Origin of the sequence: Rathayibacter sp. Leaf299 (assembly GCF_001423055.1) — a bacterium.
Taxonomy (GTDB): Bacteria; Actinomycetota; Actinomycetes; order Actinomycetales; family Microbacteriaceae; genus Rathayibacter; species Rathayibacter caricis.
Map to the genome: position 1 here is coordinate 226435 of NZ_LMNT01000005.1, position 24367 is coordinate 250801.

Below are 24367 nucleotides of genomic sequence, written 5' to 3' on the forward strand. Positions count from 1 at the left end.
CGCCGGATGAAGTGGGCGGCTCTCCTCGTGACCGTCCTCTGGGGGCTCGTGCAGTGCTTCGGCAACCTGACCGCTGCGAACGTGAACTCGGACGAGCCCGTCTACCTCTCCGCAGGCTGGGACTACCTGCACGGCGATGTGAGCGCGAACCTCGAGCACCCGCCGACCGCCAAGTACGTGCTCGGCCTCGCGCAGCTCCTCGTGGGCGAGGGGCTGTTCGCCGGCCGCCTCGCCGCCGCGGCCGCGACGTTCCTCACCGGCGCGATCCTCTGGTTCTGGCTGAAGCGCGAGCTCGGCTTCGTGCTCGCCCTGATCCCGGCCGGCCTCTTCCTCCTGCTTCCCCGCTCGAGCGCGGGCGGCCCGGGGCGGATCGACCGGTTCGCGATCCTCGAGCCGTTCATGATCCTGTTCGCCGTCGCCGCGATGGCGGCCGCGTGGGCGTGGGCCCGGCGAGAGGGCGCGCGCCCCTGGCTGATACCGCTCGCGGGCGCGCTCCTCGCCCTCTCGGTCACGTCGAAGCTCACGACGGCGGTGCTCGCGCCGGTCGTGCTGATCCCGCTGCTGATGGTCGGTCGGCGGAGTCGCCGGCGCGCGTGGCTCGGCGCCGCGGGCTTCTCCGCCGCCTTCCTCGTCGCCGCCGTGCTCGCCTACCTGCCCGTGCATCCGGTGGAGGCGATCCGGTACCTGGTCGAGTTCCAGTCCGAGCACAACGCCGACGGGCACCTGATCGACGTGGCCGGCGCCGCCTACGCCTTCCCGCCGTGCTGGGCGAACCTCTGGTTCACGGCGGTGGGCCTCGGGGTCCCGGCGCTCGCCGTGCTGATCGCCGGGGTGCTCCTCGCGCTGATCGCACCGCGGCAGCGCGCGCTCGTGCTGTACCTCGGCTCGGCGACGGCGCTGCTGCTCGTCTTCCACCTGGCGATCAGCTCGGTCGCGCTTCCGCACTACTACGCGGTCTGGGCGTGGCTGCTCTGCGCGCTCGCCGGAGTGGGCGTCGCGGAGGCGCTGCGCGGGCGCGTCTCCCTGCCGCCCCGGATCGCCCGCGGGGTCGGGGCGGTCCTGCTGGCCGCCTCCGTCGTCATCGGGGCGACCTCGACGGTCGGGGTCCTGCAGGAGCGGCCGACCGGAGTGGCGCGCGTCGCCGACGCCCTCCGCGAGCGCGGCCTCGACGAGGGGCTGGTGCTCGTGCAGGGCATGTCCTCGGGCGTCTACGTCCCGTACCTCGGCGACCGGTACACGACCGATCCGGCGTCGGAGGGGATCGTCGCGATCGCGGTCCAGGAGTCGGCCCGCTTCCCGGTCGACCCCGCCGTGACGGCCTACCTCGAGGGCCCCGGCGCCTCGGACGAGGTGCTGCGCCTCGACGGCCTGGACCTCGTGCTCACCCGCGGTCCCCTCGGCTGACTCTCAGCGCGAGACGCACGCTCCCGGATCGACGGCCGCGCTCAGCGACGGCGCCTGCGCCGCCACGGGCGACAGCACCGACAGCGGGATCGCGTAGCCCACGTTGTCCACCGACGCCGCCTTGCCGAACACGACCCCCGAGACCGTGCCCTCGAGCGAGAGCAGCGGGCCGCCGGAGTTGCCCTGGTTGACGACCGCCGCGAGCGTCAGAACCTCGCGCGAGGTGGGCGTGCCGTCGACCATCAGCGACACGGTGGCGTCGGAGGAGACCTGCGCCGATCCGAGCGTCAGCGGCCCGCCGAAGGGGTAGCCCGCGACCACCGCGTCGTCGCCCGCGGCGACCGCGTCGTCGAGCGCGAGCGGAGCGGCGGACAGTCCGTCGACCGCGACGACCGCCAGATCGGCGGCGGTGTCGACGTAGACCACGCGGCCGGTGCGCGGCGGCTCGCCCGGTGCCTCGACGACGGGCTCCGACACTCCGGCGACGACGTGGGCGTTGGTGACGACGCGGTCGTCCGACACGACGAAGCCGCTGCCCGTCACTCCGACGTCGCAGGCCCAGGCCGTGCCCGAGACCCGCACGACGGAGTCGGCGGCGGTCGCCACCTCGGGGTCGTCGGTCGCGACGTCGGCGATGCTCGGCGCCTGCGTCGGGGCGTCGATCGCCTCGACGATCCACGACGTGCCCTCGTCGACGACCGTCGACTGGAGCTGCGCGAGGAAGCCGCGCACGGGATCCGGAGTCAGGTCGTCGATGGTGCGGATGACCGTGGAGCCCGCGACCGAGGTGGTCACGAGCGGCACGCCCAGGAGCGAGACGGCCGAGGTGATCGCGATCCAGACGAGACCCGAGATCGCGACGCCCGCGACTCCTCCGGCGAGCCGATCGAGCACGCCGAGCTTCACCTTGTCGGCCCCGCGGCCGAACGCGGCGCCGATGGAGGCGCCGATCGCGTAGCCGATGCCGAGGCAGAGCACCGCGGTGCCGATCACGGCCAGCAGGCGCCACTCGCTCCCCGCGGCCCAGGCCGAGACGGCGGGCACCGCGAAGGAGGCGCCGATCGCGCCGGCGACGATGCCCGCGAGTCCACCGGCGGTGCGGAGGAACCCGCGGCGCAGGCCGTCGACGAGCGCGCCGATCAGGCTCAGCACGACGATGACGTCGACGATCACGGATGCACCCACGCGGACCTCCAGGTTGGGGGGTCCTCCAGCATGACCGACGCCGCATGCGGGGACGCCCGGAGGAGCCTGCGAGTCGCGAGGCCTGCAGAAGTGAGGCTCAGCGTTCCGAATGGGGCGAATGCCGCTGGAGCCCGGCTCTGAGCCTTATGTGTGCGGCTCCGAACGCCCTGCCGGATCAGAAGAACGAGATGCAGTACGGCTCCGCGACCGGCGCGAAGAAGCGGTCGACCCGCTCGCGGTCCTCGGGAGCCAGCACCACGGCGCCCGCGCGGGCGAGCGTCGACGGGCGGGCCGATCCGAGCAGCAGCGTGCCGAGGTCGGCGACGTCGAGCTCGAGCACCGCGGCCGCGTCGGTGCGCTCGACGCGCCCCTCCCCGCCGTCGACCGTGATGCGGTAGCCGCCGTCGACGAGCCCGAGGGCGTCCCGCACCGCGATCACCAGCTCGCCGTCGCTCGTCCAGGGACGCGCGCCGAACGCCGCCGCGACGTCGAGGACCCGGGTCCAGATCAGGTCGGAGACCGTGGTCACCTGCACCACGCGCGCGTCGCGCAGCGCCCAGGTGAGCGGGTCGTCGAGCGGAGCCATGTCCCACGTGACGGTCGACGCGAGGTCGACGGCGCCGAGGAAGCCCCAGAGGCCGAGGTACGCGTCCTCCGTCGCGGCGACGAGGTCGACGACCGCGAGGGTGCGGTCGTCGTCGTCCGGCCCGGTGGCGCGGTAGGTGACGTATCCGTCGAGCACGCCCTCGGAGTCCAGGTGCACGGCCGAGCGGACGGAGGGTCCCGACACGGTCTCGCCCGTCTCCATGCCGACCGCGTTGCCCGCGGCCCGCGACTGGCGCGTGATGGACCCCGGGGTGCGCGCGTGGAACGCCGCGAAGACCTCCTCGACCCGCGACTGCAGCCACGGGGTCGAGACGACCTCGACGCGTCCGGCCGGCTCGACCTGCAGGGCGAAGCGCGGACCGGTGTCGACGCGGATCGAGCGGGTGAAGGCGGAGCGGCCGAAGCCGAAGCGGCGGTAGATGGAGGCCTCGCTGGCGGTCAGCAGCGCGACGGCGGCGCCGGCCTCGCGGGCGCGGTCGAGGTCGTCGGTGATCATGGCGCGCAGGATCCCGCGGCGCCGGTGGGTCGCCCGCACGGTCACCTGCGAGACGAGGTGCGCCGGGAGCTCGCGGCCGCGGCCGACCTGCAGCGTGCCGGGGAACGCGGCGTACGTGGCGACGGGGACCGCCGCGCCGTCCAGGCCCTCGGGGGCGTCGGAGTCGTGCACCGCGGTGAGGAAGCGCTGGTCGGCGACCATGTGCTCGGCCCAGTCGCGCCACTGCTCGGCCGAGTACTCCTTCTCGTGGAACCCCGCGTTGATCGCGGTGCCCCAGGCGCGGGTGGCGGCGTCGGGACCGCCCTCGGCGGTCAGTGCGGCGGGGAAGTGGCGGAAGTCGAGACCGGGGAGGGACATCCGACCAGCCTATTCACCGGCCCGTGCTCGCGGGGGCCGCGCCTCACAGCACGCCCCAGCGCTTCTCCAGCGCCGCGTCCACCGCGACGGCCAGCTCGTCCATACGCGCCGACTGGTCCGACGCCCGGAGTTGCTCCGCGAGGGCCGCGATCGCCGCGCGCCGCCGCGGCAGCGTCGCCGTGAACGCGCAGTCCCGCAGCACCAGCAGGAGGGCCTCCGCGGGCGCGTCCACGCGGGACAGCACGGTCAGTCGCCGCTCGAACGGCGACTCCGGAGCGATCACCCGCAGGAACCCCTCCGGATCCTGGTACGCCGCCGGCGGGTCCGGCACCCGGGCGAGCAGCGCCAGCGCCGACGCCAGCCCGTCCAGGTCCGCCGCCGCCGCGAGCGCGTCCAGCCGCGAGTCCACATCCGCCCCCGGCCCCGCCCCGAGCACGACCGCGGCGAGCGCCTGCCCGTCGATCCGCCGCTCCTGCGCCTCGTCGGGCACCGTCTCATCGGCCGACCACCACGAGAGCAGCGGAGTCGCGGCCACCGCGAAAGAGCCTGCCCGCCGCTCCAGCGCGACGAACAGGTCCTCCCGCGCCGCGAGCGCGACGAGCGCGTCGACATCGATCGCGAGCACCGTCCCCGAGGTCTCGGGCAGCACGAGGTGGCGACCGGAGGGAGGAGTGAGCTCGGCGCGGGTCCGCGCGCCCGGCCCGCGCGTGCTCGCCTGCAGGATCGCGTCCTCGAGAGTCGGTTCCGCGCGTCGTCGTCCGCTTCCCAGCACCATGCCGTCACGCTACCGTCGCGGCATGTCCCGCTACCTGGCGCTGCTGCGCGGAGTGAACGTCAACGGGCGCACGGTCCGCAGCGCCGACCTCGCGGCGGTCGTCGAGAGCATCGGCGGCGCGGGAGTCCGCACGGTCCTCGCGAGCGGCAACGCGGCCTTCGACTCCGACCGCGACCCCGCCGGGCTGAAGCCCGCCCTCGAGGCCGCGCTGGAGGAGCGCTTCGGCTACGACGCCTGGATCGTCCTCGTCGAGCAGGAGGCGCTCGCCGCGGTCGCCCGCGCGTACCCGTTCGAGCGGATCGACGACGTCGCGCATCCGTACGTCGTCTTCGGCTCGAGCGACGCCGCACTCGACGACGCCCTCGCCGCGATCGGCCCGAACGACGTCGACCTTCTGCAGAGGGGCGCGGGAGTCCTCTACTGGCGCTGCCCGCGCGGCTCGTCCACGGACACTCCGGCGGCGAAGGTCCTGGCCCGCGCCGCCTACCGCGCCACCACGACCACCCGGAACCTCCGCACGGTCGAGAAGCTCGCCGCAGCCTGAAGAATCCCTCACATATTGGTTAGGCTATCCTTACTCTCGGTCCACTCGACCGACACTCCTGGAACCGCCTTCCGAAAGGGAACGATGCCCCGCGTCACCAAGCCGCTCGCACTGCTCGCGACCGCACTGCTCACCGCCGGTCTCGCCGGCTGCTCGTCCGCCGCGACCGGGTCGGAGGGGGCGGACAGCGATTTCACCCCCATCACCATCGAGCACGCGCTGGGCACGACGACCATCGAGTCCCAGCCCGAGCGCGTCGCGACCGTCAACTGGGCGAACCACGAGGTCCCCCTCGCGCTGGGCGTCGTCCCCGTGGGCATGGCCGCCGCCAACTTCGGCGACGACGACGGCGACGGACTCCTGCCCTGGGTCTCCGCGAAGCTCGAGGAGCTCGGCGGCGAGACCCCCGTCCTCTTCGACGAGACCGACGGCATCGACTTCGAGGCCGTCGCCGACACGCAGCCCGACGTGATCCTCGCCGCCTACTCCGGCCTGACCCAGGAGGACTACGACACCCTGAGCGAGATCGCTCCCGTCGTCGCCTACCCCGACACCGCGTGGGGCACCTCCTGGCGCGACACCATCACCTTCAACAGCGAGGCCATGGGCATGGCCGCCGAGGGCGAGGAGCTCGTCACCGAGCTCGAGGGCGAGATCCAGGAGGCGGCCGCCGCCTACCCGCAGCTCGAGGGCACCTCCGCCATGTTCCTCACCCATGTCGACCCGACCGACCTCAGCCAGGTCAGCTTCTACACGACGCACGACACCCGTCCGGCCTTCTTCGCCGACCTCGGCCTGACCACCCCCGGCAGCATCGAGACCGCCTCGGCGACCACCGACGCGTTCTCGCTCACCCAGAGCGCCGAGCAGGCCGACGCGTTCGACGACGTCGACGTGATCGTGACGTACGGCGACGACGAGCTCGTGAACACGCTCAAGGCCGACCCGCTGCTCTCGCAGATCCCGGCCGTCGCGAACGACGCCATCGTCCGCCTCCCGTCCACCCCGCTGGGCACCGCCGCGAACCCGACCCCGCTGTCGATCTCGTACGTCCTCGACGACTACCTGGGCCTGCTGGCCGAGGCCGCCGACAAGGCGAAGTGACCCTCACCGCCCCGCCTGACGCCGCGGGCGTCGCCGCTGTGCGACGTCCGCGGCGTCTGCGTGCGCTCTGGCTGCTCGTCGCGGTCGCAGCACTCGTCGGCGTGGGCGTGCTCTCGGTCATGATCGGCTCGCGCGAGGTCGCCTGGAGCGATGTGGTCGCGGCCTTCGGAGGCTCGACCGACGGCTTCGGGCAGGCCGCGGTCGCCAAGCGCCTCCCGCGCACGGTCCTCGCGATGACCGCCGGCGCCGCCCTCGGGGTGGCCGGCGTGCTGATGCAGGGCGTCACCCGCAATCCGCTCGCCGACCCGGGGATCCTCGGAGTGAACACCGGCGCCTCGCTCGCCGTCGTCACCGGCATCGTCTTCTTCGGTCTCAGCACCGCCACCGGCTTCATCTGGGTCGCGATCGGAGGCGCCGCCGTCGCGGCCGTCTTCGTCTACGTCGTCGGCTCCCTCGGCCGCGGGGGAGCGACTCCGCTCAAGCTCGCGCTCGCCGGCGCCGCCACCTCGGCCGCCCTCGTCTCGGTGATCAGCGCGATCGTCCTTCCGCGCGCCGACCTCTCGGGCGGCATCCGCTCGTGGCAGATCGGCGGAGTGGGCGGCGGCACCTTCGCGAGCATCGGCCAGGTCCTGCCGTTCCTCGCGGTCGGCTTCGCGATCTGCGTGCTCTCGGCCAAGAGCCTCAACACCCTGGCGCTCGGCGACGAGCTCGCCGCGGGTCTCGGCGAGCGCGTCGCCGTCGCCCGGGGCGCCGCGGCACTGGGCGCGGTGGTCCTCTGCGGAGCGACGACCGCGATCACCGGACCGATCGGCTTCGTCGGCCTCGTCGTCCCGCACGCCTGCCGCCTGATCGTCGGCGTCGACCACCGCTGGCTGCTGCCGTTCTCGGCCGTCGCCGGCGCGATCCTCCTCACCGGCGCCGATGTCGTGGGCCGCATCGTCGCGCGCCCGAGCGAGATCGACGTCGGCATCATCACCGCGCTGATCGGCGCTCCCGTCTTCATCGCGATCGTCCGCCGCCAGAAGGTGCGCGAGCTGTGACCGGGGTGCTCGAGCGGAGCCACTCCGCCACCGCCGTCGCGGTCGCCGCCGGTCGTCGCCGTCGAGGCGCCCGCCGCCGCTCGGTCGTCGCGGTGCTCGCCGTCGCGGTCGTCGTCGCCTTCGCGCTCTCGCTCGTCTACGGCCAGACCGTCTACACCCCCGACGAGGTGCTCCGGGTGATCCTCGGCGAGCAGGTGCCGGGCGCCTCCTTCACCGTCGGCCGCCTCCGCCTCCCGCGCGCCGTGCTCGCGGTGCTCGTGGGCCTCTGCTTCGGCCTCGGCGGCGTCAGCTTCCAGACCATGCTGCGGAACCCGCTCGCGAGTCCCGACATCATCGGCATCAGCGCGGGCGCCTCCGCCGCCGCGGCCTTCGCCATCGTGACGCTGTCGCTCGGATCCACGCAGGTCTCGATCCTCGCGATCACCGCCGGTCTGGCGGTCGCCCTGGTGGTCTACGCCCTCGCCTACCGCAGCGGAGTCGCGGGCACGCGGCTGATCCTCATCGGCATCGGCGTCGCCGCCATGCTCGACAGCGTCACCGCCTACATCCTGTCGCGCGCCGCCGCCTTCGACTTCCAGGAGGCCAGCCGCTGGCTCACCGGCAGCCTGAACGGGGCGCGCTGGGAGGAGGTCGTCCCGGTCCTCGTGGCCGTCGTCGTGCTGACCCCGGTGCTGCTGCTCAGCTCCCGCGACCTCGCCGGCACGCAGCTCGGCGACGACACCGCCTCGGCCCTCGGCATCCGGGTGAACCGCACGCGCCTCGTCGTGATCGTCGCGGCCGTCGGCCTCATCGCGTTCGCCACTGCCGCCGCCGGGCCGATCGCCTTCGTCGCGTTCCTGTCCGGACCCATCGCGGCGCGTCTCATCGGCCCGGGCGCCTCCCTCCTGGTGCCGTCGGCCCTCGTCGGCGCGCTGCTCGTGCTCGTCGCCGACCTCGTCGGGCAGTACGCGCTGGGGCTGCGCTACCCGGTCGGAGTCGTGACCGGCGTCCTCGGCGCCCCCTACCTGATCTACCTCATCGTCCGCAGCAACCGATCGGGAGGGTCCCTGTGACCGCCGTGCACACCCTCACCGTCGAGAGCCTCACCCTCGGCTACGGCGACCGCACCGTCGTCGACGGCCTCGACCTCGTCGTCCCGCCCGGCCGGATCACCGCGATCGTCGGCGCGAACGCCTGCGGCAAGTCGACCCTCCTGCGCTCGATGTCGCGCCTGCTCGCCCCGCGTGCCGGCACCGTCCTGCTCGACGGCAAGGCCGTGCACCGGATGCCCGCGAAGCAGCTGGCGCGCACGCTCGGCCTCCTCCCGCAGTCGCCGATCGCTCCGGAGGGGATCACCGTCGCCGATCTCGTCGGCCGCGGACGCCATCCGCACCAGGGCATCCTGAGCCGCTGGAACGCGCACGACGACGAGGCGGTGGCGATGGCGCTGGACGCCACCGACACCGCCGCCCTCGCCGACCGCGCGGTCGACGAGCTCTCGGGCGGGCAGCGCCAGCGCGTCTGGATCGCCATGGCCCTCGCGCAGGAGACCGATCTGCTGCTGCTGGACGAGCCGACCACGTTCCTCGACGTCAGCCACCAGGTCGAGGTGCTCGACCTCCTCGTCGACCTCAACCGCTCGCGCGGCACGACCGTCGTGATGGTGCTGCACGACCTCAACCTGGCGGCCCGCTACGCCGACCACCTCGTCGCCCTCGCCGACGGCACCGTGCACGCCGCCGGCACCCCCGCCGCGGTGCTCACCGAGGACGTGGTCCGCGCGGTCTTCGGGCTCGACAGCCGCATCATCACCGACCCCACCTCCGGTACGCCGCTGATGCTCCCGCTCGGACGGCACCGGCTCGCTCCGCCCGTCGAGGACGCGTCCGCGCCGCAGAACTGAGGCTCACAGGCGGCGATCACCGGGGCTACCGCCCCGCTTCGACTCTGCGGATGTCGGCTCGCACCGCGGGCGGCCGCGCCTCAGCGGGCGGTCGTCCATCGGGTTCGACGACCTCCCTCCACAGCGCCGGCGATCCGAGACCCTCCACCACTTCCATCCCACCCTGACACTCGATGTCAAGGGAGGGCTGGAATAGGGTGATGACCACGCCGCAGAAGTACCGGGACGTCGCGAGGTTCCTCCGCTCGCGCGGCTGGGAGCGCACTCGCCAGAGGGGGAGTCACGAGGTGTGGAGTCGGACCGGCGGAGGAGCGGCGTTCACGCTCGCTCAGCACCGGGGCGAGGTCTCGCCCGGCCTGATCCGGCAGCTGCAGGCGGCCTTCGACGACACCCCGAGCGAATGGAACTGAGCACGATGAGCGAACCCCGGGTCCTTGCAGCGCGCGCCTTCCGAGACGGCGGCGGATGGTGGACGATCGAGATCCCCGAACTCGCCTCGACCGCCGCGAACGGAGCCGTCGTCGTGGCGACGGGCGGCGCGATCTCCACGCGTCGCATACCGGCTGCCGCACGCGAACTCGCCGCGGTGTTCCTCGACGTCGGCCTCGACGAGGTCGACGTGAGGGTGACCGTCGAAGCGCCGGCCGAGGTCCTCGCGAAGTGGAACGAGGGCGCTCGGGCCGAGGCGGAGGCGCGCGCGGCACTGCGGCGCGCCGGCGATCTCCGACGCGAGGCCGTCCGCGAACTCCGCGACGGGGGCTACACCGTCGAAGCCGTCGCGGCAGCGCTGCAGATCAGCCCTGCCCGCGTCTCCCAGCTCGCCGACGCGCGGATCGAACTCGACAGGAGCGCGTGACGGAGGCGTCGGGCCCGCCTCCTGCGCCGGGCGCGGCGTCGAGAGGCACGCCGCGAGGCGCGCACATGACGGACGTGTAAACGGTTCCAGACACCACCCCGGGCGGCGTATACGATTCTTCACAGTCCGTGGCGGGCGGCCGTCGCCGGCGGACACCGCCGCATCCTGCCCCCGACCAGAGGTTCCCCCGCCGTGTCTGCTCCCTCCGCGCGCCCCGACGCCTCCGCTCTCCGCGGGCTCCGAGCGCTCCTGTTCGATCTCGACGGCGTCCTGACGCCGACCGCCGACGTGCACATGCACGCGTGGTCGCGGCTCTTCACGTCGTACCTCGAGTCGAAGGGGATCGCCGAGGGCTACTCCGACGCCGACTACTTCCGCTACGTCGACGGGCGCCCGCGCTACGACGGCGTCCGGGCGCTCCTCGCCTCCCGCGGCATCGTGCTGCCCGAGGGCGAGCCGTCCGACGACCCCGCGCTCGAGACGGTCTGCGGGCTGGGCAACCGCAAGAACGCGGCGTTCAACGCCGTGCTCGAGGCGGAGGGGGTCGCGCCGTACCCGGGCTCGCTCGCGTTCCTCGACGCCGCGATCGCCGCGGGGGTCGAGGTCGCCGTCGTGACCTCCTCCCGCAACGGCGTGCCCGTGCTCGTCGCCGCCGGTCTGCGCGACCGCTTCGAGGTCGTCGTCGACGGCATGCTCGCCGCCGAGCGCTCCATCGCGGGCAAGCCCGCCCCCGACACCTACCTCTACGCCGCCGAGCTGCTCGGACTCACCGCCGCCGAGTGCGCCGTCGTCGAGGACGCTCACTCCGGAGTGGCCGCCGGCCGCGCGGGCGCCTTCGGACTCGTCGTCGGAGTCGACCGCGGAGTCGGCGCCGAGACCCTGCTCGAGCACGGCGCCGACCTCGTCGTGGACGACCTGGCCGAGCTCCTCCCCTTCCTCCCCGTCTCCACCCCCGAGGACGCCGCATGAACCCCATCACCTCCGACCCGCTCGACCGCAACCGCTTCCCGGTCGACGAGTGGGCCCTGCTCGAGACCGAGTTCGCGAGCGAGCTGCAGGGCCGCACCGAGACGCTCTTCGCGACCGGCAACGGCTACCTCGGCCTCCGCGGCAACGTCGAGGAGGGGCGCGACGGCTACGCCTACGGCTCCTTCATCAACGGCTTCCACGAGACCTGGCCCATCCGCCACGCGGAGGAGGCGTTCGGCTTCGCCCGCGTCGGGCAGACGATCGTCAACGTGCCGGACGCGAAGATCGTCCGCCTCTACGTCGACGACGAGCCGTTCGTGCTCAGCGAGGCCGACATCCTCTCGTACTCGCGTCGCCTCGACTTCGCGAACGGCGTGCTGCACCGCGAGCTCGAGTGGCGCACCCCGTCGGGCAAGCGCGTGCTCATCCGCTCGCGCCGTCTGGTGTCCTTCACCGACCGCCACCTGGCGATCCTCGACTACGAGGTGGAGCTCCTCGACGGCGACGCGTCGGTGCTCATCTCGAGCCAGATCCTCAACCGCCAGGACGGAGTGGACGAGTACCACGCGCCCTCGGGCAGCGAGGCGGCGGGCTTCGACCCGCGCAAGGCCGAGTCCTTCGAGGACCGCGTGCTCCAGCCGCGTCTGAAGCGGGTCAACGGCACGCGCTACCTGCTCGGCTACCGCACGACCAACTCGCAGATGACGATCGCGTGCGGCGCCGAGCACGTCCTCGAGACCGAGAACGAGTGGGACCAGACCTCCCAGATCGACGACGACCTCGCCAAGCACGTCTACCGCGTCAAGGCGAAGGCGGGCAACCCGATCCGTCTGGTCAAGACGCTGACGTACCACACCTCCCGCGGCGTGCCGGTGCGCGAGCTCGCCGACCGCTGCGACCGCACCCTCGACCGCGCCCGCGAGACGCCGGTCGAGGAGCAGTTCGTCAAGCAGCGCGAGTGGCTCGACGACTTCTGGGCCCGCTCCGACGTGCAGATCGACGGTCAGCCCGCGATCCAGCAGGCCACCCGCTGGAACCTCTTCCAGCTCGCTCAGTCGACTGCGCGCACCGACGGCGGCGGAGTCGCGGCCAAGGGCGTCTCGGGGTCGGGATACGGCGGCCACTACTTCTGGGACACCGAGGTCTACGTCCTCCCGTTCCTCAGCTACACCGCGCCGCTCGTCGCCCGGAACGCATTGCGCTTCCGCCAGAACATGCTCGAGGCGGCGCGCGCCCGCGCGGCCGAGCTCAACCAGCGCGGAGCGCTGTTCCCCTGGCGCACCATCAACGGCCAGGAGTCGTCGGCCTACTACGCCGCCGGCACCGCGCAGTACCACATCGACGCCGACATCTCGTATGCGCTGATGCAGTACGTGGCGGCGACGGGCGACGACGACTTCCTCGCGCGCGGAGCGATCGACATCCTCGTCGAGACCGCGCGCATGTGGGCCGACCTGGGCTTCTGGCGCAGCAACGGCGACGACCACTTCCACATCCACGGAGTGACGGGCCCGGACGAGTACACGACCGTCGTCAACGACAACCTGTACACGAACGTCATGGCGCGCTCGAACCTCCGCGCCGCCGCGCGCGCCGTCGAGCTGCTGAAGGCGGTCGAGCCCGCCGCGTACGAGCGGATGGCCGTCCGCCTCACGCTCGACGAGGACGAGGTCCTCGAGTGGGCCCGCGCGGCCGACAAGATGCACATCCCCTTCGACCAGCGCGCCGGCATCCACCCGCAGGACGCCGCGTTCCTCGAGAAGGAGCTGTGGGACCTCGAGAACACTCCCGCGAGCAAGCGCCCGCTGCTGCTGCACTTCCACCCGCTGGTCATCTACCGCTTCCAGGTGCTCAAGCAGGCCGACGTCGTGCTGGCGCTCCTCCTGCAGGGCAACGAGTTCACCGCCGAGCAGAAGCGCGCCGACTTCGAGTACTACGACGCGCTGACGACCGGCGACTCGACCCTCTCGGCGGTCGTGCAGTCGATCATCGCGGCCGAGGTCGGCTACCACGAGCTCTCGAAGCACTACTTCCTCTCGGCCCTCTTCGTCGACCTCGCCGATCTGCACCGCAACACCGCCGACGGCATCCACGTCGCCTCGACTGGCGGCGTCTGGAGCGCCCTCGTCTACGGCTTCGGCGGCATGCGCGACCACGGCGGACGGATCACGCTCGACCCGCGCCTGCCCGGCGACTGGGAGCGGCTGACCTTCCGCATCACGCTGCACGGCACGCGAGTGCGCGTCGAGGTCACCCAGGACGCGGTGCTGCTGACGGTCGAGACGGGCGACGCCGCGGCGATCACCGTACGCGACGAGCGCGTGCACGTCGAGGCCGGCAACCCCGTCCGCGTGGGCCTCGGCCACCAGGGCCCGCGCCTCATCGGCGCGCCGACCACGTCCGACATCGAGGGCACCCGCCGCTCCGACGGCACCGTCATCACCGCCTCCATCCCCACGATCTCGATGACCCCCGAGCCCGAGGTGCTCACCGGCCCGTAGCGCCTCCCCTGATCGAGCAGCCCGCTCCGCGGACGTCTCGAGACGCCCGTCCCGGCGACGTCGGGTCTCGATACGCCCCTCCGGGGCTACTCGACCAGCAGGCAGAGCGTCCCGACCCGTCCTCCTGCTGACCGAGTAGCCCGCGCAGCGGGCGTCTCGAGATCCCCGTCCACCAGCAGCGCAGCCCCGGGGAACGACGAACGGCCGGAACCCCGAAGGGTCCCGGCCGTTCCGACGGTCGAGCGCTACGCCGCAGCGACCAGCGCGCGCACCGCCGACGTGAAGAACGTCAGCCCGTCCACGCCCGAGCGCATCGCGGCGCGGGTGTCCGGGCCGAAGCCGGGCTCCACCGCGTGCTCCGGGTGCGGCATGAGCCCCACCACGTTGCCGCGGGCGTTGCTGATGCCGGCGATGTTGTTCATCGAGCCGTTGGGGTTCTCGCCGAGGTAGCGGACGACGACGCGCCCCTCCGCCTCGAGCCGCAGCAGCGTGTCGGCCGACGCGATGTAGCCGCCCTCGCCGTTCTTCAGCGGGATCGTGATCTCCTGGCCGGGCTCGAAGCCGTTGGTCCAGGCGGTGGCGGTGCTCGCGACCATCAGGCGCTGGTCGCGGCAGACGAAGGATCCGGCGTCGTTGCGGATGAGGCCGCCGGGCAGCAGGTGCGCCTCGGTCAGCATCTGGAAGCCGTTGCAGATGCCCAGGACCGGCGTGCCGGCGTTCGCCGCGGCGATGACCTCGCGCATGATCGGCGAATGCGAGGCGATCGCTCCGCAGCGCAGGTAGTCGCCGTAGGAGAAGCCGCCGGGCAGCACGATCGCGTCGACGCCCTGCAGGTCGTGGTCGCCGTGCCAGAGCGCGACGGGCTCGGCGTCGGCGAACCGGATCGCGCGCTGCGCGTCGCGGTCGTCGAGAGAGCCGGGGAAGGTGATGACGCCGATCCGCATGTCGGTCAGACCTCCGGGTAGTGGATGCCGACGACGTCCTCGATGACCGAGTTCGAGAGCATCTCGTCGGCGATGCGGGCGATCGAGGCGCGCACCTCGTCGGTGACCTCGTCGACCGTGATCTCGAAGCGCTTGCCGACGCGGACGCCGCTCACGGCGGAGTGGCCGAGGCGCGAGAGGGCGCCGGCGACGGCCTTCCCCTGGGGGTCGAGCAGCTCTGCCTTGGGCATGACCTCAACGACGATCGTGGGCATCGTGTCTCTCCGGAGTGTCGGGGGAGTGTGCGGGAGTCCGCGCGCCCATGGTACCGCCCGCGGAATCCCGGAGGAGGTGCGCTCAGCGACCCGCGGCCGTCACCCGGATCGCGTTCGCCCAGGGGTCCTCGAACCCGAGCGTCCGTCCGTCGTCCTGCGTGGCGATCGACGCGTGGCGCAGCCGCTCCTCGAGGGCGCCGAGGTCGTCGGCGCCGGGCACGACGATCTCGACCTGCCCGAGTCCGAGGGCGAGCTGCCGCCGTCCGGCGCCGAGCGAGTTCCAGGTGTTCATGGCCATGTGGTGGTGGTAGCCGCCGGCCGAGACGAAGAGCGCCTGGCCGCCGTACGCGATCGTGGTCTCGAAGCCGAGCCGGTCGACGTAGAACTCCTTCGCCGTCGCCACGTCGCCGACGCTGAGGTGCACGTGCCCGACGGAGGCGCCGCCGAGGCGGGGCTGCGCGATCGACTCCTCGGTGAGGTGCTCCTGGAGGAACGTGTTCGGGTCGAGGAACAGGGTGCCCATCTCGATCCGCCCGTGCGTCCACGACCACTGAGTGCGGTCGCGGTCCCAGTAGAGCTCGACGCCGTTGTGCTCGGGGTCGTCGAAGTAGAAGGCCTTGCTGACCAGGTGGTCGGAGCTGCCGGTGAAGGAGCCCGGGTGCCGGGTCGCGACACTGTAGACGGCCGCGGCGAGCGCCGCCTCCGACTCGAACAGGATCGCCGTGTGGAAGAGCCCGGCCGCGCGGGGGCCGGCGTGGCGCAGCTCCGGGGCGTGCTGCAGGATCACGGCGGCGACGCCTCCGCGGCCCAGCACGGCGACGGAGCCGTCCTGCGACAGGACGTCGAGGGTGACGGCGTCGCGGTAGTACGCGACCATCCCGTCGAGGTCGGCGACGCGCAGGGTGACCGCGCCCATCGTCGTGTCGGGCGCGAGCAGGTCGGGGGCAGTGGCGTTCATCGTGTTCACGCTAGACCCAACTCAGTTGTAGCCACAACTATTTCCTCGGCCACTCGCCGACCTTCATAGAGTCCTCATCGGATCCGCCCAGCGCGCCGCGAAGGCGCGGTCGTTCACTGAAGTCCTGTCGCGACGACCGCGACCCGGCTGGAGGACGAACCATGAACGAGACGCACGAATCGGACGGATCGGAGCGACTGCCCGACCCCGCCGCCGCGCCCGAGGAGCGTCTCGCGCTCCGCACCGACGACCGCCGCCGCCGTCGCCGCGCCCTGGTCGCGGGTGGCGCCGGGCTCGCCGTGCTGATCGGCGTCGCGGCGGGCGGGGTCTCGTACGCGGGCACCACCGAGGCCGCGTCGTCGTCGTCCTCGAGCACCGCGACGATCGTCTACCCCGGCGGCTCGCACGGGTCCTTCGGCGGCGGCTTCGCGATCTCCCCGTACGGCAGCGGGTCCGGGTACGGCAGCGGCTCCGGTTACAGCGGCGGATCCGGTTCCTCGTCGAGCACGAGCACGCCCACCGACGCCGTCCCCGCCTCGACCGCGCAGACGACCGGAGTCGTCACGATCGTCTCCGACCTGACCTACCAGGGGGCGCGCTCCGCCGGCACCGGCGTGATCCTCACCTCCGACGGCATGATCCTGACCAACAACCACGTGGTCGAGGGCGCGACGGGCATCGCCGTCACCGTCGAGTCGACCGGCGAGACCTACACGGCTCGCGTCGTCGGCACCGACGCGACGAACGACATCGCCGTGCTCCAGCTCGAGGACGCCTCCGGCCTCACCCCCGCGACGCTCGACACCGACGGCGTCGCGGTCGGCGACTCCGTGACCGCCGTGGGCAACGCCGAGGGCACGGGCGACCTGGTCGCCGCGGCCGGCACCGTCACCGCGCTCGAGCAGAGCGTCACCACGCAGTCCGAGGCGGGTGTCGCCGGAGAGACGCTGCACGGTCTCATCCAGGTCGACGCCGACATCGTCTCGGGCGACTCGGGCGGACCCCTGGTCGACGCCTCCGGCGCGGTGGTCGGGATCGACACCGCGGCGTCGAGCGGATCCGCCGACATCACGGGCTTCGCGATCCCGATCGCGACCGCACTCGACATCGTCACGCAGATCGAGGCGGGCGCCGACACCGCGACCATCGAGATCGGCTACCCGGCGTTCCTGGGCGTCTCGCTCTCCTCGGGCGCGAGCCCGTACGCGTCCGGCGCCGCAAGTGCCGCGGGTGCCGTGATCGGCGGAGTGATCGAGGGCACCCCGGCCGCGACGGTCGGCCTCGCCGCCGGCGACGTGGTCACGGCCGTCGACGGCGCTCCGGTCGCCTCCGCCGACGCGCTCTCGGCGGCGCTCGCCGACCGCGAGCCCGGCGAGTCCGTCACCCTCTCCTGGATCGACACCTCCGGAGCCGCCCACTCCGCCCCCGTCACCCTCACCGAGGGCCCCGTCGCCTGACCGTACGCGGAGTGACGCCCCTGCCCGCGGCTCCGTCGCCGCCCGCAGCCGGCCGCCCTCTCGACCGCCACCCGCCCACTCCGCGGGCACCCGCCCACTCCGCAGGCACCCGCACGATCTGCAGGCACCCGCGCGATCAGCCGTTACCCGCACGATCTGCAGGCACCCGCCCGATCCGCAGGTACCCGCACGATCTGCAGGTGTCTGCACGATCTGCAGGCACTGGTGCGGTCTGCAGGCGATCCGGCCGGGAATGCCCTTCCCGTCGCAAGCCGGAGTCGCAGACCCGCCGCATCCCCTGCGGATCGCACAGACGCCCCCTTCGACTCGCCGCGTTGTTTTGACTCACTCAACACAACTGCGGTAACGTCACCGGCATGACGACACAGGACGACCGCCTCCGAGCCTCCGGGCTCAAGGCCACCGCCACGCGGCGCGCCGTCCTGCACGCACTCGAGGAGCACCCGCACTCCGGAGTCGACGAGGTCCTGGCGCGCGTGCGCGTCGAGCTCCCCGACACCTCCGCGCAAGCGGTCTACGGAGTGCTCTCCGCGTTCACCGACGCCGGCCTCACCCGCCGCATCGAGCCGGAGGGTCACCCCCGCCGCTTCGAGCTGCGGGTGGGCGACAACCACCACCATGTCGTCTGCCGGCAGTGCGGCGCCGTGGCCGACGTCGACTGCGTCGTCGGAGCGGCCCCGTGCCTGCACCCGTCCACGTCGAGCGGCTTCGCCGTCGACACGGCCGAGGTCACGTTCTGGGGCACCTGCCCCGACTGCCTCCGGGCGTCCGCGAACTGACCCGACCCCATCACCGCAGTGGTGCGCCGAACGGGCGCGCCGCCGACAGGAGGAACATGACCGAGGAACGATTCACGACGACGAACTCCGGAGCGCCGGTCGCGAGCGACCAGCACTCGCTGAGCGTCGGGGCCGACGGCCCCCTCGCGCTCCACGACCACTACCTCCTCGAGAAGCTCGCGCAGTTCAACCGCGAGCGCATCCCGGAGCGAGTCGTCCACGCCAAGGGCGGCGGAGCGTTCGGTCGCTTCGTCACCACCGGCGACGTGAGCGCCTACACCCGCGCCGCGCTCTTCCAGCCCGGCGTCGAGACCGAGATGCTCGCGCGCTTCTCGACCGTCGCCGGCGAGCAGGGCTCGCCCGACACCTGGCGCGATCCGCGCGGCTTCGCGCTGAAGTTCTACACGAGCGAGGGCAACTACGACCTCGTCGGCAACAACACCCCGGTGTTCTTCCTGCGCGACGGCATCAAGTTCCCCGACTTCATCCGCTCGCAGAAGCGCCTCCCCGGCACGCACCTGCGCGACCACGACATGCAGTGGGACTTCTGGACCCTGTCCCCGGAGTCGGCCCACCAGGTCACCTGGCTCATGGGCGACCGCGGTCTCCCGAGCTCGTGGCGCCACATGGACGGCTTCGGGTCGCACACCTACCAGTGGATCAACGCGGCCGGCGAGCGCTTCTGGGTCAAGTACCACTTCAAGACCGACCAGGGCGTCGAGATCCTCAGCCAGGAGCAGGCCGACCAGATCGCCGGAGAGGACGCCGACTTCCACATCCGCGACCTGTCCACCGCGATCGACCGCGGCGACTACCCGACCTGGACCCTCTCGGTGCAGGTCATGCCCTACGAGGACGCGAAGTCGTACCGGTTCAACCCGTTCGATCTCACCAAGGTCTGGCCGCACGCGGACTACCCGCTGATCGAGGTCGGCACGATGATCCTCGACCGCAACCCCGAGAACTACTTCGCGCAGATCGAGCAGGCCGCGTTCGCTCCGTCGAACTTCGTGCCGGGCATCGCCGCGAGCCCCGACAAGATGCTCCTCGCGCGCATCTTCAGCTACGCCGACGCGCACCGCTACCGCGTGGGCGCCAACCACGCGCAGCTCCCGGTCAATGCGCCGAAGTCGCCCGTGCACTCGTACTCGAAGGACGGCGCCATGCGCTTCGACTTCCAGAAGTCCGAGGTCCCGGTCTACGCGCCCAACACGATGGGCGGCGCGCACGCCGACCCCGCTCGCGCGGCGGAGTCGACCGGCTGGGAGAGCGACGGCGAGCTGACGCGCGCCGCGGCGACCCTGCACCCGGAGGACGACGACTTCGGCCAGGCGGGCACGCTCTACCGCGAGGTCCTCGACGACGCCGCCCGGGCGCGACTCGTCGCGAACATCGCCGGGCACGTGTCGAAGGTCACGCGTCCCGAGCTGCGCCAGCGGGTGCTGCAGTACTGGGCGAACGTCGACAGCTCGCTGTCGCAGCGCGTCGCCGAGGCGCTCGAGCCCTCCGCGCCGGGTGCCGACGTGGCCCCGGAGGAAGTGGGCATCGGAGCCTGACTCCGCCGCCCGAACGAGTGCGCGGTGCCGGGCTGGACCCCGGCACCGCGCGAGTCCGATGTATCCCCGACTTCGAGAGACGAGAGAGATGACCACCGAACGATCTTCAGAGTACGTGCCTTCCCCCCTGTGGGGCTCCTACGTGTCGAGCGGAGCGGCACCCGCGCCGTTCGTCGGCCGCTACACCGATGTCGAGCCCGCTCGGCCCCGTCGCTCCCGCGAGTACGCGGCCGCCGTGACCGGAGCCGTCGCGCTGCCGTCGACCTGACCTCCGCCTCCGCGGACCACGATCAGCGGACGGTGCGGGCTGTCGCGTGCGGCCCCGCATCGTCCGCTTCCCTCTGCCCCGGCGCCTCGTCGTCGGTCAGCGCGTCCCGGCATCCTCGAGCGGGACGGCATGGATGCGCCTCCCGCCACCGCTCCGGCGCACGCCCGGCCACCAGAAGGCGTCGCCCGTGAGGAACACGAGCGCCGGCACCAGCACCGTCCGCACCACGAGCGTGTCGAGCAGGACCCCGATGCAGACGATCACGCCGATCTGCGTGAGGGCGACGACGGGGAGGACTCCCAGCACGGCGAAGACCGCGGCGAGCAGGATCCCGGCGCTCGTGATGACGCCTCCGGTCGAGGCGAGCGCCCGCACCATGCCCTCGCGCGTGCCGTGCGCCGCCCGCTCCTCGCGGGCCCGGGTGACGAGGAAGATGTTGTAGTCGACGCCCAGCGCCACGAGGAACAGGAACGCGAAGAGCACCACGTTCGCGTCGAAGGCCGGAAATCCGAGCAGTCCGCGGAACAGGAGGTTCGCCGCTCCGAGGCTGGCGAAGAAGGTCGCGAGCACGCTCGCGATCAGCAGCACCGGAGCGACGAGCGAGCGCAGGAGCAGCGCGAGGATCAGGAACACGATCGCCAGGATGATCGGGATGATCAGCGCCTGGTCCCGCTCCGATGCCGACTGCGTGTCGAGCGCTGTCGCGTCGCTCCCTCCGACGAGGCTCTCGGAGGCGTCGCCGTCGGCCGCCGAGTACGCGTCGCGGAGCGCGCCGATCGTCTCGAAGGCCGCAGCGCTCTCGGGCTCGCCGGCGAGCGTGAGGCTGAGGGCGGTCCTCCCGTTCGCGCTCTCGCCGGGGCGCACGGAGTCGACGCCGTCGGTCCCCTCGGCGATCGCGACCGCGTCTTCGACCGCGTCGTCCGGAGCGAGGACCGTCGTCTGCGCGGTGAGCCCCGCCCCGAAGGACTCGTCGATGACCGCCTGCGCCTGCACCGATTCGGGATCCCCGAGCAGCTGATCGGTCTGCGAGAGCCCGACCTGCGCTCCGATCAGTCCGAGCGAGAGCAGCGTGACGCCCAGGACGGCAGCGACGGCGACCCGCGCCGGCCGGCGGGAGACGCCGCGGCCGAGCCGGGTCCAGAGTCCCGGTCGCTCCGCGGTGCTGCCGGTTCCCGGTCGCGGCACGAACGGCCAGAAGAGCCCGCGCCCGCAGAGCACGAGAGCGGAGGGGAGTACTGCGAGGGCGAAGAGGATCGCGATCGCGACGCCGATCGCGCAGGCGAATCCGAGCGCCCGGTTCCCGGCGAGCTCGGCGAGCAGCAGGGTCAGCAGGCTCAGCGCGACGGTGCCACCGCTGGCCGCGATCGCGGGTCCGGCGCTGCGGACCGCGGTGGACATCGCGCGGTGCCGGTCGGGTTCGCGCAGCAGCTCCTCCCGATAGCGGGCGACGAGCAGCAGTGCGTAATTGGTGCCCGCTCCGAACACGAGGACCGACAGGATCCCGCTGACGGAGGCGTCGAGCGCGATCCCCGCCGCGTCGGCCAGCGCTCCCGCGACGATCCGCGCGAGTCCGTCCGCGACGCCGACCACCACGAGAGGCACGATCCAGAGCACGGGGCTCCGGTAGGTGGCGATGAGCAGCACGGCGACCACCAGGACGGTGACGAGGAGCAGGCGGAGATCCGCGCCCGCGAACGCGTTCGAGATGTCGGCCTGGAAGCCGACGGCCCCGGTCAGGAAGCTGTCCAGACCCGCGGGCAGCCCCTCCGATCCCGCGGAGCGCAGCTCGGACGCGACCCCCTCGACGTCGGCCTCCACCGAGGACTCCGTCAGCGGCACCGCGATGAGGGCCGCTTCGCCGTCCTCACTTAACTGCGGCCGCACCGCCTCCGGGGTGGTCGACAGGAGTGCGAGTGCCTCCGCGCGCTCGGCGATCGCCGAACGGTCCTCGTCCGTCAGGCCGCCCGGGCGGTTCCACAGCAGGACGCCCGCCGTCGTGTCCGCCGACGGGAACTCCTCGAGCAGGGCCGCCGCTTCCGCCGACTCCGCGGAGTCGGGCAGACCCGACTGCGGGAAGCCCGACTCGCCGCCCGACGGCAGCAGGGTGAACAGCGCCCCGACCGCGAGCAGACCGGACAGCACGGTGAGCCAGGCACGGCGACGGGTGCGGACGAGGAGGACGAGCGGTGTCATGGGTCACTTCCGACGGGATCGAGGGATTAGTCAGCCTACTGACTAATTCTGTCGAGCGCCGGAGAAGTACCCGGGGAAGCCGAGTCGGCGCTTCGCGTCGGCGAGCCGCTCCCCGCTGACGTCGAAGAGCTCCGCTCCTCGGTGGGGGGAGTCGATCTCGGTGCTCGTCACCCGGACCCCGTCGGTGGACACGTCGACGACCGACGCTCCGGACGCGGCCACCGACCTCTCGTGCCGCGGACCGGCGAGCACGTCGGTCCGGTTCGCCGCACCCGGAGCGACCACGACAGGAGCGGGGGTCGTCGTATCCACCAACGCGTGGTGCCAGTGCCCGGCGAGGACCGCGAGGACGGTGCCTCCCGCTGCCGCCTCCCACAGGTCGTGCGGATTCACGAGGCCCATCACCGTGTGCAGCGGAGCCACTGCCTCGATCGGCGGGTGGTGCAGCACGATCACGACGGGCGCGGCGGGGTCCTCGGCGATCCGCTCCCGGAGCCACGCCAGCGTCGGTTCCGTGAGCAGTCCCCACGAGGCGCCGCCCGGCACCGAGGAGTCGAGGGTCAGGATGCGCACGCCTCGGACGGTGGTCGCGGTGTTCCGAGGATCGGAGGATCCGAAGCCCTCCCGGTCGTCGTGATTGCCCAGCGCCAGCACGAGCTCGGCACCGCGCGCGGCGCACCAGGCCGCGAGGATGCCCCGGAGTGCGGAGTAGGACGCGGGGGCGCCGTCGTCCGCGAGGTCCCCCGAGACGACGACCGCGTCGATCCCCTCGACGGCGTCGTGCGCGGCGAGCAGCTGCTCCAGGCCGGCCCGCGTGTCCAGGATCCGGTTGTACCGCCCGGCGGGGTCCGCGAGCAGATGCGTGTCCGAGAGGTGGAGCAGTCGGAGCGGACGCTCCGACGCCTGCTCGAGGACGACGTCGGCGAACCGCGCCGCGGCCTCGATCCGCCGGGCGTTCCTCTCGTCGGGGCCGTCCGTCCAGGCGATCGCCTCGTCGAGCGTCTTGCCGAAGCGGAGGTGCCGCGCCACCAGGCGCGCTCGTCTCGTGGTCTCCGGCACCCGCAGGTGGATCCGCAGATCGAGCAGTGGGCTCACGTCCTCCCAGCCCTCGTCGCGGAGCAGCAGGTAGTTGCCCTCGACGAGGACGACTGTCCCGTCCTCGACGGGGAGACTCAGGGCGCCGGGAACGGGCTCCTCGATCGCGCGGTCGAAGGAGGAGGCGCTCACCGTGGATCCGGCGGGCGCCGACCTCAGTGTCCGGAGGGCCGTCACGAACCCCTGCGCGTCGAACGTGTCGGGGGCGCCCATGCGGTCGCGCCGGCCGAGTTCGCGGAGCCGCTCCTGGGGGAGGTGGTAGCCGTCGAGCGGGAGGACGACGGATCCGGGGGTCCGCCGTCGCAGGTGCTCGGCGAGCGTGGACTTCCCGGATCCCGGCGAACCGGTCACGCCGACGAGGAGGAGGGGGCGCTCCTGCCGGGCCGTCTCCATCAGGGTGAGGGCCTCGGCGAGGGAACTGACCGTTCGGGGGCTGCTCTCGGGGAGCCGGGGGACGTGGGAGCGGGTCATGCGCCCATTCTCGTGACCGTCCCCTGCGGTTCCGAGCGGCGAGACGGTGTCCCGTGGAGGGATCTGCCTCCGCCCCCCTGTGGAGGAAGGTCGAGAGCGACACGCCCGGGATGCGCGATTTCTGCCCGTCGTTTGACACGGTGCGGATCGCTGCGTAACTTATTCCGAGTCGCCACAAAGGCCGCAGGGAAACGGAAAGAGCAGGGCTCGGAAGAGCCTCTCCTACGTCCCGGCCTCAATCGGGACCATCCACTCGCAAGGCAGCTTCTCGGAGCACGCCTCGTGTGCAGGATGTAAAGCCTTCGCAGGATCCTTCGGATTCAGCATCTTCGCCGCTCGGCGATGGACTTCGGTCCGGCCCGGGCAACGTCGGAGCGCCTTCGAGCGTGAAGACATCGCGAAGAAGCCGGATTTGACACGGCCTGCGGATGTGCTAAGTTATACAAGTTGCCACGGCGGCGGAGAGAATAACTTCTCTACAGCTTAGCCGGTCACACAGTGACAAGCAACACGGATTTACGAATACTTCGATCACTCTCGTTGTGAAGCTCCTTTGTGGGGTGGAGGCGGGGTGTGTCCGATTCTTGAGAACTCAACAGCGTGCACTATGTTCAATGCCAATTTTATAACCCCGGCCGGGTTTTGTGATCCG

22 protein-coding genes are annotated in these 24367 nt (G+C 72.2%); 14 read left to right on the plus strand and 8 right to left on the minus strand.

Annotated features, from left to right (window positions below; all coding sequences use genetic code 11):
* The first annotated feature begins 6 nt into the window (after positions 1–6).
* Positions 7–1404 (plus strand): ArnT family glycosyltransferase, encoded by a 1398-nt coding sequence (locus ASF48_RS17035; protein ID WP_055794277.1) that lies wholly within the window; start codon positions 7–9, stop codon positions 1402–1404.
* 3 nt (positions 1405–1407) lie between these two features.
* On the opposite strand, the gene ASF48_RS17040 is transcribed toward ASF48_RS17035, so the two are convergent.
* The 3 genes from ASF48_RS17040 to ASF48_RS17050 form a co-directional block, all read right to left on the minus strand.
* On the minus strand, positions 1408–2589 hold the full coding sequence (locus ASF48_RS17040; RefSeq protein ID WP_055794279.1) for a MarP family serine protease: 1182 nt from the start codon (positions 2587–2589) through the stop codon (positions 1408–1410).
* Positions 2590–2764: 175 nt separating this feature from the next.
* Positions 2765–4048 carry a GNAT family N-acetyltransferase gene (locus tag ASF48_RS17045; RefSeq protein WP_055794281.1) on the minus strand — a complete coding sequence of 428 codons (1284 nt, stop codon included), beginning with the start codon at positions 4046–4048 and terminating at the stop codon, positions 2765–2767.
* A 43-nt stretch (positions 4049–4091) separates the two neighbouring features.
* The gene (locus ASF48_RS17050) at positions 4092–4823 is read right to left on the minus strand and encodes a DUF2254 family protein (RefSeq protein WP_055794283.1); all 732 of its coding nucleotides are present in this window, start codon (positions 4821–4823) and stop codon (positions 4092–4094) included.
* Positions 4824–4845: 22 nt separating this feature from the next.
* Here ASF48_RS17050 and ASF48_RS17055 point away from each other — a divergent pair, with 22 nt between their 5' ends.
* From ASF48_RS17055 to ASF48_RS17095, 9 genes are all read left to right on the plus strand, one after another.
* Entirely contained in the window at positions 4846–5367 is a 522-nt protein-coding gene (locus ASF48_RS17055; protein WP_055794285.1) for a DUF1697 domain-containing protein, read from the plus strand.
* Between the two features lie 84 nt (positions 5368–5451).
* Positions 5452–6471: an iron-siderophore ABC transporter substrate-binding protein gene (locus ASF48_RS17060; protein ID WP_055794287.1), complete on the plus strand. Its 1020-nt coding sequence runs from the start codon at positions 5452–5454 to the stop codon at positions 6469–6471.
* Positions 6468–7511, plus strand: coding sequence for a FecCD family ABC transporter permease (locus ASF48_RS17065; RefSeq protein WP_055794289.1), 1044 nt, complete (start codon positions 6468–6470; stop codon positions 7509–7511). The genes ASF48_RS17060 and ASF48_RS17065 overlap by 4 nt, the downstream gene beginning before the upstream one ends.
* Positions 7508–8563: a FecCD family ABC transporter permease gene (locus tag ASF48_RS17070; RefSeq protein WP_200931040.1), complete on the plus strand. Its 1056-nt coding sequence runs from the start codon at positions 7508–7510 to the stop codon at positions 8561–8563. The genes ASF48_RS17065 and ASF48_RS17070 overlap by 4 nt, the downstream gene beginning before the upstream one ends.
* A complete protein-coding gene (locus ASF48_RS17075; RefSeq protein ID WP_055794291.1) occupies positions 8560–9393 on the plus strand; it encodes an ABC transporter ATP-binding protein in 834 nt (277 codons plus the stop codon). The genes ASF48_RS17070 and ASF48_RS17075 overlap by 4 nt, the downstream gene beginning before the upstream one ends.
* Before the next feature lie 200 nt (positions 9394–9593).
* Positions 9594–9803, plus strand: coding sequence for a type II toxin-antitoxin system HicA family toxin (locus tag ASF48_RS17080; protein WP_055794292.1), 210 nt, complete (start codon positions 9594–9596; stop codon positions 9801–9803).
* Positions 9804–9808: 5 nt separating this feature from the next.
* Positions 9809–10249, plus strand: a complete 441-nt coding sequence (locus tag ASF48_RS17085) for a hypothetical protein (RefSeq protein WP_157603211.1) — start codon at positions 9809–9811, stop codon at positions 10247–10249.
* 192 nt (positions 10250–10441) lie between these two features.
* Positions 10442–11218 (plus strand): HAD family hydrolase, encoded by a 777-nt coding sequence (locus ASF48_RS17090; RefSeq protein WP_055794296.1) that lies wholly within the window; start codon positions 10442–10444, stop codon positions 11216–11218.
* Complete coding sequence (locus ASF48_RS17095; protein WP_055794298.1) at positions 11215–13719, plus strand: glycoside hydrolase family 65 protein; 2505 nt, start codon at positions 11215–11217, stop codon at positions 13717–13719. Before ASF48_RS17090 ends, ASF48_RS17095 begins: the two co-directional genes overlap by 4 nt.
* 245 nt (positions 13720–13964) lie before the next feature.
* On the opposite strand, the gene purQ is transcribed toward ASF48_RS17095, so the two are convergent.
* From purQ to ASF48_RS17110, 3 genes are all read right to left on the minus strand, one after another.
* Positions 13965–14663, minus strand: a complete 699-nt coding sequence (gene purQ, locus ASF48_RS17100) for a phosphoribosylformylglycinamidine synthase subunit PurQ (protein WP_055794300.1) — start codon at positions 14661–14663, stop codon at positions 13965–13967.
* A 5-nt stretch (positions 14664–14668) separates the two neighbouring features.
* Positions 14669–14917 (minus strand): phosphoribosylformylglycinamidine synthase subunit PurS, encoded by a 249-nt coding sequence (purS, locus tag ASF48_RS17105; protein ID WP_055794302.1) that lies wholly within the window; start codon positions 14915–14917, stop codon positions 14669–14671.
* Between the two features lie 82 nt (positions 14918–14999).
* Positions 15000–15875 carry a VOC family protein gene (locus tag ASF48_RS17110; RefSeq protein ID WP_055794344.1) on the minus strand — a complete coding sequence of 292 codons (876 nt, stop codon included), beginning with the start codon at positions 15873–15875 and terminating at the stop codon, positions 15000–15002.
* A gap of 161 nt (positions 15876–16036) precedes the next feature.
* Here ASF48_RS17110 and ASF48_RS17115 point away from each other — a divergent pair, with 161 nt between their 5' ends.
* The 4 genes from ASF48_RS17115 to ASF48_RS19510 all read left to right on the plus strand — a co-directional run bounded on the left by ASF48_RS17115 (position 16037) and on the right by ASF48_RS19510 (position 19956).
* A complete protein-coding gene (locus tag ASF48_RS17115) occupies positions 16037–17332 on the plus strand; it encodes a S1C family serine protease (protein ID WP_082481674.1) in 1296 nt (431 codons plus the stop codon).
* A gap of 377 nt (positions 17333–17709) precedes the next feature.
* The gene (locus ASF48_RS17120; protein WP_055794305.1) at positions 17710–18132 is read left to right on the plus strand and encodes a Fur family transcriptional regulator; all 423 of its coding nucleotides are present in this window, start codon (positions 17710–17712) and stop codon (positions 18130–18132) included.
* 56 nt (positions 18133–18188) lie between these two features.
* Entirely contained in the window at positions 18189–19688 is a 1500-nt protein-coding gene (locus ASF48_RS17125; protein WP_055794307.1) for a catalase, read from the plus strand.
* Positions 19689–19803: 115 nt separating this feature from the next.
* Positions 19804–19956: a hypothetical protein gene (locus tag ASF48_RS19510; RefSeq protein ID WP_157603212.1), complete on the plus strand. Its 153-nt coding sequence runs from the start codon at positions 19804–19806 to the stop codon at positions 19954–19956.
* Between the two features lie 96 nt (positions 19957–20052).
* Here ASF48_RS19510 and ASF48_RS17130 read toward each other — a convergent pair whose 3' ends face one another.
* Together ASF48_RS17130 and ASF48_RS17135 are read right to left on the minus strand one after the other, a co-directional pair.
* Positions 20053–22149, minus strand: coding sequence for an MMPL family transporter (locus ASF48_RS17130; RefSeq protein WP_055794308.1), 2097 nt, complete (start codon positions 22147–22149; stop codon positions 20053–20055).
* Positions 22150–22191: 42 nt separating this feature from the next.
* Positions 22192–23715, minus strand: a complete 1524-nt coding sequence (locus ASF48_RS17135) for a metallophosphoesterase (RefSeq protein WP_055794311.1) — start codon at positions 23713–23715, stop codon at positions 22192–22194.
* Positions 23716–24367 lie beyond the last annotated feature (652 nt).